This is a genomic window from Paenibacillus favisporus, assembly GCF_040545415.1.
GTDB classification, from domain to species: domain Bacteria; phylum Bacillota; class Bacilli; order Paenibacillales; family Paenibacillaceae; genus Paenibacillus_AQ; species Paenibacillus_AQ favisporus.
In genome coordinates, this window is record NZ_JBEPLV010000003.1 from 231,008 (window position 1) to 245,589 (window position 14,582).

The following is a 14,582-nucleotide window of genomic DNA, read 5'->3' on the forward strand; positions in this document are numbered from 1 at the left end:
ATGGGATGAGCATGCATGTACGGCGCTATTTGCCCTCGATGCAGGGACGCGGAGCATTTGACGGAGGAAAGATCACAGAGCAGAAGCCAATCGGTTTCCCTGGGGAGGGATCGGTCATTAACCGGATCGGCCCGCTGTTTTATTGGGCATGGGCCTACACTCCGGAGGAAGGACATATTCCTCTTCATCCCCATTTTGGATTTGAAATTATGACGTACGTCATCCAAGGAAAGGCTGAACACGGGGATTCCCTCGGTACCCGCAGCACGGTTGGTTCCGGCGGAGCCCAGCTCATCCGGGCAGGGTCCGGAGTCAGCCATGAAGAGCGTCTGATCGGTCCGGACATGGAGAGCTTTCAAATTTGGTTTGAGCCGGATCTGAAAGTATCGAACAAGCGGGAACCTTCTTACGAGCAATGGGAGCACGAACAGTTTCCGGTAACGGAAACCGCCGGCGGCACCGTCAAGCAGATCGTGGGTGGAGACGCCCCGCTTAAGCTCAGCGTGGATGCCGGAATGTGGGACGTTCAGCTGGAAGTCGGCGGCACCTACAGCCTCCCCCTTCGTAAGGGCCGGGCGCTGACCGCACTCGCACTTCGGGGCGGCGGCCGCTGGAGCGGTGAGCTTCCGGGCGTACATGACGAAACGTTTGATCCGCGCGACTTTATGCTGCTGAGCACAGATCATGACGAAGAAATCACGGTTCATGCCCAGGAAGGCCCGCTTCGGATGCTGCTGATTGAAGTTCCGGAACGCGTGGATTACGCGCTGCTCCCTAAACGCTATTAACGATGCGGCCTCGGTCGTATTATCAGCCAGGCTGTAAGTATCAAAGAACGCTTTGCCAATTCTTTCTGGCAGGCGTTCTTTTTTTCGTTTAGGATGGAAAAGGGTAAAGTAAAGAAAATGAGCTGTGGTCAGGAAAGTGATCTTTTTAAGCACCAGGAGGAAGGTATGTCAAAGAAAGCGAGAATACAGGAAATAGAGCTGCTGCGAGGGTTGGCCTTCTTGGCTGTGGCCATGCAGCATGCGATCGCCCACTACTCCATCGTCGGCGGGGTGGCTATGGAGGACGGGGTTATTATGACGCTGCTGCTGATGGCGGCTAAGTTTGCGGTGCCCGTTTTCATTTTCATCACCGGGATGGTGCTGTTCTACAATTATGACGGTCCGCTGCGGTACGGCGTTTTTATGCGAAAAAGGTTCAGCGATGTACTGGTTCCCTACATCTTGTGGTCGGCTGTTTATTTTGGCATCAGTCAGCAGTGGAACTTCGGGTCACCCGAACAATGGGGGAAATGGGCGATGATGCTGTTCACGGGGAAGAACAGTTACCATTTATGGTACGTGGTCATGATCATGCAGTTTTATTTGCTGTTCCCTGTCTTTCGGATGCTGATCCGCCGGATTATGCAGGCTGCTTCGCATCGATTGTGGACGGCCCTGCTGGTGCTCAGCGGTTTGGCTTATCTGGTGCTGCTGTACTTCCGGCCGGATATCAGCGCCCTGCTGACACAAGCGGATATCCCGTTTCTGACGCCGTTTTTTACGGCTTACGCCGATCGTAACTTCGTCTACTTCATGTTTTATTTTATTCTTGGGGCGGCAGCGGGGATGTACCCCGAACGGTGGAGATGGGCGGTAGAGAAAGGCGGAGTCATTTATACGGCGGTCTTTTTGATCTTGTTCGGATATTTTACATATAAGCTAGTGGCCAGCTTCCAAACGGCAGACGGGCTGAACATCAATTTTAATGCAGTTTCGCTGCTCCGTCCGTTGATTGCCGTGTTTCTGGTAAGCTCGGTTTTCGTCATTTACAGGTACGCGCTCCAATGGACTCGTCAAGCAGGTCCGCGCGCGCAGCGGGCGATGTCCCTGCTCGGTAAATATTCGTACGGCACTTATCTGGCTCATGCCCTCATGCTGCGCTATACGTATTCCTTTGATGCCTGGTGGTTTGCGGGATGGAACGTGGCAGTGCGGATGCTGATGTCTTTCATCATTTGCGTGCTGCTGTCTTATCTCCTCATCGTTGTTTTATCTTACCTGCCATTCGGCAAGTGGACGGCTGGGGTCTCTTCCTTGAGAAAAAAAACAAGCCCGCCAAAAGCTGCTTGATTCCAGTTAGCTGATCCAGCGATCCACCAACTCGAGTGGACAAGCATCCCAACAGCCCGGCATCGCCAGCGATAAAACGCACCTTGCGACCCAATCGCTTAAACACCTTGTATCGTTAAAAAGCTTTGAATTCTCAAAAAGCCTTGAGTTCAGCCTCGGCGGATCCAAGGCTTATTTATTTGCCAACCGCAACATTACACAATTTCATCATATGAAAAATTCACAATAGAATAAACCAAATACGTACCGCATCTTGCACCTTTGGAGCCATTCTGCCATGCCCCGTGTACTTAACTCATCCAGGTCCATGGTAAAAAGGAAGGCGCAAACCGACTTAGACCGTCCCAGACCGATCTACTCTGATCCAGAACTGACCGGGAAAACGGTTCAATCCCGTTCCACGGTATTCTCAGTAAGCCCGTTCTATTAAATTTGCCGCAGGATTCTCCCAAAGTGAAACCTTCATGCTATGCGATTTGGAAAATAGTCGTTTATAATGGAGGTAAATTGGTTAATGAAGGAAATAGGGAAGAAAGCGAGGAAGCTGGCATGGCCTTTATGATTGCCCAGCGGGCATTTATTAAAGCATACCTGATTACGATGGTGGAGCAGCACCGCGGATATGGTTATCAGATGCTGGAGGAGCTGAGACAGGAGTTTAAGAGCTACGGCTATTCTCCCCCGCAGAGCGAAATTTACCGTGCCCTGCACGAACTGGTGCAGGAGGGCATTTTCTACCGGACCAAGCAGCTGAAGGGCAGCGATCCGCGGGTGGATTTTCAGGAAATCGTATTGTACCACTTTACGGACGATGGAGCCGAGAAGGCCAAGCTGTATAAAAAACAGGTCAAAACCGATCTGGACCGCTGTCTTGGCATTCTGCACAAGGCGGTTAACGACAATTACCAATAAGACCCGGAAGGGAAGGAGGCGTAGGGGATGCAGGAAAAGCTGCGTTTTGGGGTTTTAAGCACGGCCAGTATAGCGAGAAGCGCTTTTATTCCCGGCGTCGAGAACGCCAGACGCGCCGAGATTGCGGCGGTGGCCAGCCGGGATTACGCCAAAGCCAAAGATACGGCGGAACAGTTTGATATACCGAAGGCGTATGGAACCTACGAAGAACTGCTGAAGGATCCCGACATTGATGCGGTCTATATTCCACTTCCCAACCATTTGCATAAAGAGTGGACGATCAAGGCGGCAAAAGCCGGCAAGCACGTGCTGTGCGAGAAGCCGTCTGCGCTCAGCCCCGAAGAAGCTTCCGAAATGGTCGAAGCGTGCAGGGAAGCGGGGGTGATCTTCTCCGAAGCATTTATGTACCGGTATCATCCGAAGCATCGCAGGGTCCGGGAAATCATCGAGGAAGGCGAGATCGGCCAGATCCGGGCCATTCACGGGTGCTTCACGTACAACCACATCGAAAATAAGGAGAACGTGCGGTACAAAAAAACGATGGGCGGCGGGGCCATTTATGATGTTGGCGGCTACCCGATTTCGGCGGCTCGCATGATTCTAGGCGAGGAGCCGCTGGCCGTGTCGGTACAGGCGCTGTTTTCGGAGGAACACGATCATGTGGACGTCATGGCAACCGGTCTGGTGGAGTTTCCGAACGGCGTCGGGCTGACCTTTGACTGCGGCATGTGGGCTGCTCCCCGGTGCACGCTGGAGATCGTCGGGTCGCAAGGACGGATTGAGCTGCCGGTTGCATTTGGCTGGGAGCAGAGCGAGGAGCCGGCCCAGATTATCGTCCATGTCGGGGATCAGCGGCGGGAGGAACGCTTCGGTGTGCTGAGCCATTTCATGCTGGAGGCCGACGCCTTTGCCGCAGCGGTATTGGACGGAACGCCGCTCCCTTATCCTCCGGAAGATGCGGTACGGAACATGAAGGTTGTGGAAGCGTGCCTGAAGTCAGCCGAGACGAAACAGAAGGTCTTCCTGCAGTAAGCGTTCATCTGCAAGCACTTAGGGAGGCAAGACACAAGTCACACGACAATCAAAGCCCCGGGTTCTCTGGTGGAGATCCCCGGGGCTTCGGTTCGTGTGTACCGGCTTTACATGCCTTCATCATAATCGGTGACGTCACGCTTGGCTGCCATGGCCGGCGTGTTAGACGTGCCGTACTCTTCGACGGACTCCCATGCGTCCGCATCATCAAAACGGCCGTCATAGCGCTGCCGGTTTTCGCCTGCGCCGGATGGCGGCGGGGTGATCACCTCTTCTTCGACGGGCCGGTCGCTGCTGACGTCCCGATTCGGCGTATGCTCCACGCAATAAGCGGTGTACGGAATCGCCTGCAGACGCTCGAACGGAATGTCCCGGCCGCATTCGACACATTGGCCGTACTCCCCGCGGTCCATGCGCCCAAGGGCGCTGTCGACCTGGTCCAATTCATCCTGCAGCGTGTCGTTGACGGCCAGGTCCCGGCCGCGTTCGAACACCTCCGTGCCCACATCGGCAGGGTGATTATCGTAAGAGGACAGCTCGCCTGTGGAATCGGCGAGCGAGTCGCCCAGCAGGGCATTGTCCTCACCATTCGCGTGAAAGTGGTGTTCCAGCTCCTTTTTGCGTTCCAGCAGTGCTGATTTGAGCTCCTGCTGCTGATCATGGGTTAAATGACTCATGGATAAGACTCCCTTCTGACAGTAGAATAAGGTATCTGTACTCTTTCCTTACCCTAAAGGCGCGGGGAGCAATCATGCGTGTCCGTCAGTTCCAGCTGAACAGTCTAGACGGTATCCGTTCCGTCCAGAGCGCAGGGCAGATCACCGATCTCGAGCTGTAAGGTGGTATGGCCGATGCCGAATTGCTCGCGCAGCTCGGCGGCTGCCTGCTGCAGAAGTTCATCGCCATTGCAGGGCTCCGTCACCACGAGATGTGCTGTGAGCGCCGTTTCCGTGGTGCTCATGCCCCAAATGTGCAGATCATGCATGCTCTTGACCCAGGGCAGGGAAGTCAAGTAATTCCGGATGGCCGCAACGTCTGTGCCCGGAGGCACGCTGTCGAGAGCCATATTAAGCGAATCCTTCAGCAGCCCCCAGGTGCTGATGCCGATAACAAGCACAATCAGCAGACTGACGACCGGGTCGACCCACAGCCAGCCCGTTGCGGAAATGACGATCCCTGCGATGACTACGCCGAGCGATACGCCGGCATCCGCAGCCATATGCAGAAACGCCCCCCGGACGTTCAGATCGCCCCGGCGTCCGGAAACGAACAGCAGCGCCGTCAAGGCGTTGATGAGGATGCCGACAGCCGCCACCCAGATGACGTCCACGCCGTCGACCGGCTGCGGGTGGATGAGGCGGCTGATCGCGCCCCAAGCGATGAGGGCGATCGCCGCGAGCAGGAACAGGGCATTGAACAGGGCGGCGAGGATGGAGGAACGGCGGTAACCGTACGTGCGCAGCTCCGTCGCTTTCTTTCGGACGAGGAGGCTGGCGACCCAGGCCAGCACGAGAGCGAGGACGTCGCTTAAATTATGTCCGGCATCGGCTACGAGCGAAAGGGAATGGCTGATCAGGCCGTAAGCCGCCTCCAAAATGACGAAGGCCGTGTTGAGCACGATACCGATCAGAAAGGCACGGTTATAATCTGCCGGCCCGTGTGCATGCGAATGCGAGTGTGAGTGTAAATGTTCGTGAGTGGTTGAGTGGGAATGATGGTGATGATGACCGTGTGCCATAAGCGGCTCCTCCTTTTGAATACAAAGCAAATTGCATCCATGTCTTAATTAATATTAACATATGAGCATCTATTCATATAATAACATATTTCACGCCCGTGTCAATTTGTGCCATCCCTTAGGATGGCCATTTTTCTTTGGAACATTCTCCAAAAAAGCGGGGAACGGTTTTCATCCCAGGCAAGGATGTGATATAAAAAATATAGGGTGTGGGAGTAATACAGGACATCCTCCCTTTGCGGGGCTAGAGATTTGGAGGTATTCGTCAAATGGATGAACATATGCAGCGCCGATTGGATAAACAGAAGAAGCTGTTCAAGCAGCTGGGCATTCATCTGGATGCACTTTCCATCCATGAAAAGGTGTTCAGCAACAAGCTTCGGGGTTACGATCCGGAAGAGGTGGATGCCTACCTGGATGAAGTCATAAGCGATTACGAGCGGTTTTATGCGATCATTTCCGATCTGATGGATAAATGGCAGGAGCAGCAAATCACGCTGCGCGACTTGAAAGCAGGCTCACGGCCGGAACCGGACCGTTTTGCCATCGATCCGAAGGTGATAGAGGATATCGTATTGAAAATGGAGTACAACCTTAGACAGCTCAAAAGCAAAATCAGGCCGGATCCTGACTTTTTCGTCGATTAATCCATTACATACAGTCATACTGCGAGAGCCCTTCCGAATAACATGGACAGAAATCCTGGTTCGGAGGGCTTTTTATGTTTGCGCCCCTGTTGAATTCATCCAACCACGCGAAATGTAAAGGAGAGGGACCGTATGAAATTCATCCTTATATTTGGCCCGCAGGCCGTAGGCAAAATGACCGTAGGACAGGAACTCGAAAAAATAACGGAGCTGAAGCTTTTTCACAACCATATGACGATAGAGCTGGTATCGCCGTTTTTCAGCTACGGTTCGGAAGCCGGGAAACGGCTGGTTGGATTGTTCCGGAGGGAAATCTTCGAAGAGGTTGCCAAGAGCGATCTCCCCGGCTTGATTTTCACGTTTGTATGGGCGCTGGACATGAAGGCGGATTGGGATTATGTGGAGGAGGTCTGCGGGATATTCGAATCCAGGGGCGCGGAAGTTTTTCTCGTGGAGCTGGAGGCTGATCTAGACGAACGGCTCTCCCGCAATCTTAGCCCAAACCGGCTGCAGCATAAGCCAACGAAACGGAACACGGAGTGGTCCGAAAATGAGCTGAAGACATCGATGGAAAAATACCGGCTAAATTCATATGATGGCGAAATCAAGCGGGAGAATTATTTGAGAATCAACAATACGGATTTGAGCGCAGAAGAAGTGGCGCGCCAGATTAAGCATGAATTCGGGCTATAGTTTTTCACTACGGCTGCAAGCTGCCGCAATCCAGTAACTTTTTCTTCTCCGTGACGTTCTTTAAATATAAGCAGCATGTTGCTGGAAGGGCGCATGGAAGAAACAATGGTCATGCCGTCGCATAAGTAAAGAATGTACCGCCAAAGCGCCAGAGTACTATGAATAAAACTTGGGGTACGAGAAGGAGGAGGCGGAATGAATCGGAATGCGGGTTTTTGGATCAGGCTTGGGGCATCTTTGGTTGATGGGCTGCTCGTTGGCTTGCCGATCATGATTGTGGTGTGGATGATTACGGGAAAATGGGGAAACGAGGAGTGGATTTCCGATACGATCAGCGGTTTGTATTCACTGCTCGTGCCTGTATTCTGGAACGGTTATACAGTGGGCAAAAGGATATGCAACATCCGGATCCGCAAGGTGAGCGATCACCAGCCCCCCGGAATCGGGACCATGCTGCTGCGGAACGTCGTCGCCGGCCTCGTGTATGGTCTAAGCTTAGGCATTTGCGCGATCATCAGTGCTTTTATGGTGGGGCTGCGTGAAGACAAACGGTCGATTCATGACTTTATTGCCGGGACGGAAGTCGTATATGACTGAACATGTCCTGGCTGAAAAGTAACAGGAAGCACGCCGCTTTGCCGGTGAATTCCGGACCTCTGGCTGATGTGCGGGACAATCATATCATGATAGGGTAAAAGGTAGGATAGGACAGCGTTGTCAGGCGTAAGCAGCCGCAGCCGTCAAATCCTCCTTTTTTCTTATAAAATGACCAAATTACTATTTTGGTCAGTTGGTATTTTTCAGAGCGGTTACCAGTCTGCTGCGCGGTCTGGATTAAAGAGAAAAAACAGGATGATGGAGGGAATAACCATGACGCAAACCATTCAGGTGCCACAACCTAAAACCTACGGACCTCTAGGCAATCTGCCTTTGCTGGATTCCGCCGCACCGGTGCAATCGTTGGTGAAGGTCGCCGCGGAGCTTGGGCCGATCTTTCAGTTCCAATATCCCGGCGGCCGCAGGGAGCTGTATGTGTCCGGCCATGAATATGTGAAGGACGCCTGCGACGAAAAGCGTTTTGACAAAAGGATCTGGGCTCCGCTGCAGAACGTGCGCACATTTGCCGGTGACGGCCTTTTTACGAGCGCAACCCAGGAACCCAATTGGAAAAAAGCCCATAACATTCTGCTGTCCAGCTTCAGCCAGCGGGCCATGCAGGGTTATCATACGAAAATGCTGGATATCGCCATGCAGTTGATTCAAAAATGGGGAAGGCTGAACCCGGACGAAACGGTGGACGTTCCTGCCGATATGACCCGGCTGACGCTCGACACGATCGGTCTGTGCGGGTTTAGTTACCGCTTTAACAGCTTTTACCGGGAAAACAATCACCCTTTTATCGATGCGATGGTACGAGCGCTGGACGAAGGGATGAACCAGCTTCACCGGCTGGGCATCCAGGATATGTTTATGATCCGGAAGAAGCGGCAGTTTCAAGAGGATATCCAGACGATGTTTTCACTCGTCGATGAACTGATCCGGGAGCGCAAGGCGCATGGCGGGGATGAGGATGACCTGCTTGCACATATGCTGGACGGCGTTGATGCAAATACGGGGGAGCGGCTGGATCATGAAAATATCCGCTACCAGATGATCACGTTCCTAATCGCGGGGCATGAAACGACCAGCGGTTTGCTCTCCTTTGCGATCTATTTTTTGATGAAAAACCCCGATAAGCTGCGCAAGGCCGTGGAAGAAGTGGACCGGGTTTTGAAAGATCCCGTACCGACGTATCAACAGGTAAGGGATCTGAAATATGTCCGGATGGTTCTTAGCGAGTCCCTGCGGTTATGGCCGACAGCACCGGCTTTCTCGCTGTACGCTAAAGAAGATACGATGATTGGGGGAACCTATCCGATCCAACAGGGCAACAGCGTGACGGTGCTCATTCCGGGACTTCACCGGGACGTGCGCGTCTGGGGCGATGACGTGGAGGTATTCAAACCCGAGCGGTTCGAGGATCCTAGCAAGGTTCCGCATGATGCGTATAAGCCGTTCGGCAACGGCCAGCGGGCGTGCATCGGCCAGCAGTTCGCCTTGCAGGAAGCCACGCTGGTGCTGGGGTTGGTGCTGAAGTATTTTGATCTGGCGGACGTCGGCCACTACGAGCTCAAGGTTAAAGAGACGCTTACGCTAAAACCGGAAGGGTTCCGGATCCGTGTCCGCAGCCGAAAAGGCGCATTGATCCCGGTGGGTTACGGCAGCGCTGAGACCGTGGGAGCCGCTGTCAGCGAATCCACCAAGCCGGCTTCCCTGGCTGCAAATGAACATCATACGCCGCTGCTTGTCCTGTACGGCTCCAATTTGGGCACCGCGGAAGGCATCGCCAGGGAGGTGGCTGACCGCGCGAGGTACCAGGGATTCGACAGCCAGGTCGGTCCTCTGGACGACTATGCCGGCGCGCTTCCGAAGGAGGGGGCGGTGATTATCGTAACGGCGTCCTATAACGGCCAGCCCCCTTCCAACGCCAAGGCGTTTATGGAATGGCTGGAAACCGCCGATCCTTCCGCCATCCGGGACGTCCGCTACGCCGTATTTGGCTGCGGGGATCACAATTGGGCCAGCACGTACCAGCGGATCCCGCGCCTGATTGATGAGCAGTTGGCCGCCAAAGGGGGAAAGCGGCTCCTTCCGCGCGGGGAGAGCGATGCCAGCGGCGATTTTGAACGGGAAGTGGACGACTGGACGGAGCGCTTATGGCCGGATTTGATGCCGGCGCTGGGACTCCCGGTCTCGGACGTCCGCGACACCAAGCGGAGCACGCTGTCGCTGCGCTTTGTCCAGGGCGTGGCTGCCGTGCCGCTTGCGGAGACCTACCACGCCGTATCCGGGCGGATCGTGCGCAGCTGCAATCTTCAGCACGCAGACAGCGGAAGGGTCACGCAGCACATCGAAATTGCGCTGCCGGAGGGTACGGCTTATCGCGAAGGGGATCATCTGGGCGTGCTCCCGGTGAATCCTGAGCCATTGGTGCGGCGGGTGCTCCGCCGATTCCAGCTGGACGGCTCGGCGCACCTGATTCTGACGGCAGACGGAAAACACAGTGCTCACCTGAAGACAGGAGTGCCGATCCGGCTGGACGAACTGCTGGCACGCAGCGTCGAGCTGCAGGAACCGGCCACCCGTGCCCAAATTCGGGAGCTGGCATCGTACACGGTATGTCCGCCGCATGCTAAGGAACTGGAGGCCATGCTTGAGGAAGACGAGTTCCAATCCAACATTCGGGCGAAGCGGGTTACGATGCTGGACCTGCTTGAGCAGTACGAAGCCTGCGAGCTGCCGTTTGCGCGTTTTCTGGAGCTGCTGCCGGCGCTCAAGCCGAGATATTACTCCATCTCCAGCTCGCCCAAAGTCAGCCCAGGCACAGCCAGCATTACAGTCGGTGTCGTTCGGGGTGAGGCATGGAGCGGTAAAGGAGAGTACTGCGGTATCGCCTCCAACTACCTGGCCGTACAGGAACCTGGGGCCGAAGTCCTGATGTTCGTCCGATCTCCTGAATCCGGCTTTGTGCTGCCGGAAGATCCCGCCACACCGATAATCATGGTAGGGCCGGGCACAGGCGTGGCTCCGTTCAGAGGCTTTATCCAGGCGAGACGGGTCCTGCAAGCGGAAGGAAAGGCGCTGGGCGAAGCTCATCTGTATTTTGGCTGCAGACATCCGGAGCATGATTACTTATACCGCGAGGAGTTTGAGCAGGCGGAAAAGGACGGCGTGGTGACGCTTCATACGGCTTTCTCCAGAGTGGAGGGCAAGGATAAATGCTATGTCCAGCATCTGATGAAACAGGACGGCGAGCTGCTGCTGAAGCTGCTCGAGGCCGGGGCTAAGCTGTACATTTGCGGCGACGGCTCCCGGATGGCACCCCAGGTAGAAGAGACGCTGATGGGCTCCTATCGGGACAAACACGGGGCGAGCCCTGAAGAAGCAGCCGGGTGGCTTGCCGGGCTCGAATCGGCAGGAAACTATGTGAAGGACGTATGGGCAGGTTGAACTCCCGGCGGTTGGATTTCGGGGCAGGCCTCATTTTGCTGATTGCTTCCTTTCCGTCCGCAAATATATGATGAAAGCGATGGTAAGGACGATCAGGGAGGGGCAAACCAGGTGAATTATGAAATCAGAATCGCGAGCACGGATGAAATAGAGCTCGTTCACCAGACAATGATGCTGGCTTTTGAAGAATATCGGGGCCGTCTCCATCCGCCCTCAGGCGCTTTGTCGGAAAATACCGAAACGATCCTGAGCAAAATCAGCGAACATGGGGGCGGAGCCCTTCTGGTTTGGTCCGGTGACAAGCCTGTAGGATCGGCGCAGTATTTCTTACGAGATTCCTTTTTGTACGTCGGAAGGCTATCTGTCATTCCCGAGGCCCGCGGTCAGGGATTGGGCAAGGCCATCATGAAGCATTTCGAGAATCTCGCTGCACAGCTTCGTTATTCCGAGATCCGGCTGGGAGTCAGGTTGTCGCTTCCAGAAAACCTCCGGTTCTACCGGAAGCTGGGCTATGAAATCGCTGAGGAGCATGAATATCCTGAACGAACGGATGGTTGGTACATCATGAGCAAACCAGTGCGGAGTCAACACGGTATGATCAGCAAAGACAACGCGGAGCATTACGTATGGGGAAACGATTGTGACGGATGGCGGCTGGTTGATGAAGAGACGGTCAGCATCATTCACGAGAGGATGCCGCCGGAGACAAGTGAGCAAAGGCATTATCACGCCAGAGCGGGGCAGTTTTTCTTCGTGTTGTTTGGCACACTCGAAATTGAAATCGAAGGTACGGTGCATACGTTATCTGCCCATCAGGGAATGAGGGTGCAGCCGGGAGCGGTGCACCAGGTCATGAACCGATCGGCGGAGCCGGTCGAATTTATGGTCTACTCCCAGCCTAATTCGCGGGGGGACCGGACGCTTGCTTAGGATTACGACTAGAACGGTCATATTACGGACAAGTAATACACGATGAGGAGGAAGCATACGATGTCCCAAAGGAGCATTACGATCCGGGAGGCGGGACTCGAGGATCTGCACGAGCTTGCCGCCATTTTTGACTTATACCGGATATTTTATGGTCAGGAGACGGACGTTGAAGGGGCGGCCGCCTTCTTGTTCGAACGAATGGAGCACCGGGAATCGGTCATCCTGATCGCCGAGGACGTGGAGCAGGGCCGGATCGCTGGGTTTACCCAGCTGTATCCGGTGTTTTCCTCCATCTCCATGAAACGGTCCTATATTTTGAACGATTTGTATGTACGGGAGCAATACCGCAAGCAGGGAATCGCCCGTCTGCTGCTTGAAGCGGCCAAGCGGTACGCCAAGCTGGCCAGGGCGAAGGGGCTGTCCTTGTCCACGGCGGTAACGAATGTACGTGCCCAGCAGCTGTACGAACAAAGCGGATACGTTCGGGACGAACAGTTTATCCATTATGATTTAACAACGCTGGATTAGGATGAATCACGGGACAATAAGGAGGGATCATGAATGGGGCCGTCTACGCAGCATTTCTATGACGGTATGTCAGAATCATACCATTTGATTTACGAAGATTGGAAACGTACGGTGTCCAATCAGGGACAATTTTGGGACCAGTGGATCCGCTCCCGGCTGAATCGTCCGGGAAGCAGCAAGATTCGGCTGCTGGACGCCTCATGCGGCATCGGAACCCAAAGCTTGGGGTTAGCACGGCACGGATTTGATGTGACGGCAACCGACCTTAGTCCGGACTCCGTGGCGCGAGCGAAAAGGGAAGCGGAGGCTATGGGACTGTCGCTCCAATTCGGAACAGCGGACTTCAGGACGCTCGATCAGGATGTCGCCGGTACCTTTGACGTCGTCTTCTCCGCCGACAATGCGGTGCCGCATTTGCTTACGGACGAAGACCTGCTGAACGCCTGCCGGCAATTTTACAATAAATGCGTGCCAGGCGGCATGGTCATCATCACGATCCGCGACTATGACAGCCTGATCCGAGAGCGGCCCCGTGCGACCCAGCCCAGAATTTTGGATCATGGCAAGAGAATCGTGTTCCAGGTGTGGGATTGGTCGGAAGACGGATCGACATATACCACCCGGCAGTTTATACTGCAGGATCAGTTAGAGTCTTGGAAGACGGATAGCTATGCAGCCGTGTACCGGGCAGTTCAGCGAAGCGAGCTGAGCAACTTTTTGCAGCAGGCTGGATTCCAGCGTGTGGAGTGGGTCATGCCCGAGAAGTCCGGTTTTTATCAGCCAATCGTAACGGCAGCCAAAATCTAAATAGAGCGGGTTGATTTCAGTGTTTCGCTAATTTTCTCTTCATAACGGTCATCATCCACAGAATCAGCGGAATGGCGATTGCGCAGACCGGAATGATTATCCGCTCCCACAGCTTCTGAATCATGATAATGGTCTCTTCATTCGGAATCAGCAGCGCGATGATGAAGATGGCTGGTGCACAAAACCATATGAGTTTTTTCCAATTTTTCACTTGAAGCCACTGGGCCATCTCATAGCTCGTGATAAACAAGTAAAGGGAGATCTTGGCGAAGACGCCAAAAATCCAAATGAAAATCACGAGCACATCGACATTTTGAATAAAGTTCAGGATGTTGATGCTGCGTACCAGCATAAAGTAAGAGAACCTCAGCTCCATTCCAACGTAGGGGCCGAACACGAGCAGCACCATGACCGTGGCCAACGTGACCATGATGGCGGTGAACGCGATGCTCGACAGTGCTTTGACGTATATTTTTTTATTGCTGGATATAAACGCGAGAAGAACCAGCAGCATAAACGATTCCCCAAAAAAAGAAGCGGGCGACAGCGATGCTTTGAACACCTCTTGCCAGCTTGTATCGCCGGCGACCGGCAGAATATGAAGAAGCTTCGTGTTCGTGATGTTCAGCAAAAAGGTGAGTACCAGCGCAATGAACGTCACGGGTCCGGCCAGTTCGCAAAATCGGGCGATGCCGGTAATCCCGCTGATGCCGGTCAGATAAACGGCCAAAGCCATTATCATGACCATGAGAATCCAGATGGGAGTCCGGTCCAGAATCGTCAGATGGATAAAATCCGTGAATGATCGGAGCACATCCCCGGATAACAGGAGCCAGGCCACGAAATAGGGAAGGATCATGATTCTTCCGATCCAGCCGCCAAGCAGCTTACGGCTGAACTGCGTTAAGGTTTCTCCGGGATGGAGTAGGCTGACATGCATGACCAGATACGTGGTGGCCAGTCCGATCGCACCCGCAATGATCATGGACATCCACGCGTCCTGCTTGGCTGTTTCAATGGCAGGCGACACTCTTAACCAGACGGCCATGACGACTTCCACTGTGCTTAGGGTCCAAAAGATTTGTGATCCGGTCAGCTTCATCGCTTCTCCTCCTTTCCGATGGGATT

Annotated in this window: 14 protein-coding genes; 11 read left to right on the forward strand and 3 right to left on the reverse strand. The window is 54.2% G+C overall.

The window, feature by feature from the left end; genetic code table 11:
- Positions 1-5: 5 nt before the first annotated feature.
- The 4 genes from ABID47_RS14210 (at position 6) to ABID47_RS14225 (ending at position 4,061) form a co-directional block, all read left to right on the forward strand.
- The gene (locus ABID47_RS14210; protein ID WP_435530624.1) at positions 6-788 is read left to right on the forward strand and encodes a pirin family protein; all 783 of its coding nucleotides are present in this window, start codon (positions 6-8) and stop codon (positions 786-788) included.
- Positions 789-953: 165 nt separating this feature from the next.
- Positions 954-2,117 (forward strand): acyltransferase, encoded by a 1,164-nt coding sequence (locus tag ABID47_RS14215; RefSeq protein WP_354497569.1) that lies wholly within the window; start codon positions 954-956, stop codon positions 2,115-2,117.
- A gap of 549 nt (positions 2,118-2,666) precedes the next feature.
- Positions 2,667-3,029 (forward strand): helix-turn-helix transcriptional regulator, encoded by a 363-nt coding sequence (locus tag ABID47_RS14220; protein WP_076169519.1) that lies wholly within the window; start codon positions 2,667-2,669, stop codon positions 3,027-3,029.
- A 27-nt stretch (positions 3,030-3,056) separates the two neighbouring features.
- A complete protein-coding gene (locus ABID47_RS14225; RefSeq protein ID WP_354497572.1) occupies positions 3,057-4,061 on the forward strand; it encodes a Gfo/Idh/MocA family protein in 1,005 nt (334 codons plus the stop codon).
- Between the two features lie 107 nt (positions 4,062-4,168).
- Here ABID47_RS14225 and ABID47_RS14230 read toward each other — a convergent pair whose 3' ends face one another.
- Entirely contained in the window at positions 4,169-4,738 is a 570-nt protein-coding gene (locus ABID47_RS14230) for a TraR/DksA C4-type zinc finger protein (protein WP_354497574.1), read from the reverse strand.
- Between the two features lie 104 nt (positions 4,739-4,842).
- Entirely contained in the window at positions 4,843-5,799 is a 957-nt protein-coding gene (locus tag ABID47_RS14235; RefSeq protein ID WP_354497576.1) for a cation diffusion facilitator family transporter, read from the reverse strand.
- Between the two features lie 269 nt (positions 5,800-6,068).
- On the opposite strand from ABID47_RS14235, the gene ABID47_RS14240 reads away from it, so the two are divergent.
- From ABID47_RS14240 to ABID47_RS14270, 7 genes are all read left to right on the forward strand, one after another.
- Positions 6,069-6,446, forward strand: coding sequence for a DivIVA domain-containing protein (locus ABID47_RS14240; RefSeq protein ID WP_076167836.1), 378 nt, complete (start codon positions 6,069-6,071; stop codon positions 6,444-6,446).
- Positions 6,447-6,578: 132 nt separating this feature from the next.
- A complete protein-coding gene (locus ABID47_RS14245; protein ID WP_116231162.1) occupies positions 6,579-7,139 on the forward strand; it encodes a DEAD/DEAH box helicase family protein in 561 nt (186 codons plus the stop codon).
- A gap of 195 nt (positions 7,140-7,334) precedes the next feature.
- Positions 7,335-7,736, forward strand: a complete 402-nt coding sequence (locus ABID47_RS14250; protein ID WP_116231161.1) for an RDD family protein — start codon at positions 7,335-7,337, stop codon at positions 7,734-7,736.
- A gap of 273 nt (positions 7,737-8,009) precedes the next feature.
- Positions 8,010-11,189, forward strand: coding sequence for a bifunctional cytochrome P450/NADPH--P450 reductase (locus ABID47_RS14255; protein ID WP_354497579.1), 3,180 nt, complete (start codon positions 8,010-8,012; stop codon positions 11,187-11,189).
- 111 nt (positions 11,190-11,300) lie between these two features.
- A complete protein-coding gene (locus ABID47_RS14260) occupies positions 11,301-12,119 on the forward strand; it encodes a GNAT family N-acetyltransferase (protein WP_354497581.1) in 819 nt (272 codons plus the stop codon).
- Positions 12,120-12,194: 75 nt separating this feature from the next.
- Positions 12,195-12,647 (forward strand): GNAT family N-acetyltransferase, encoded by a 453-nt coding sequence (locus ABID47_RS14265; protein WP_435530633.1) that lies wholly within the window; start codon positions 12,195-12,197, stop codon positions 12,645-12,647.
- Between the two features lie 33 nt (positions 12,648-12,680).
- A complete protein-coding gene (locus ABID47_RS14270; RefSeq protein WP_354497585.1) occupies positions 12,681-13,454 on the forward strand; it encodes a class I SAM-dependent methyltransferase in 774 nt (257 codons plus the stop codon).
- A 16-nt stretch (positions 13,455-13,470) separates the two neighbouring features.
- Here ABID47_RS14270 and ABID47_RS14275 read toward each other — a convergent pair whose 3' ends face one another.
- Positions 13,471-14,556: a GerAB/ArcD/ProY family transporter gene (locus ABID47_RS14275; RefSeq protein ID WP_354497587.1), complete on the reverse strand. Its 1,086-nt coding sequence runs from the start codon at positions 14,554-14,556 to the stop codon at positions 13,471-13,473.
- Positions 14,557-14,582 lie beyond the last annotated feature (26 nt).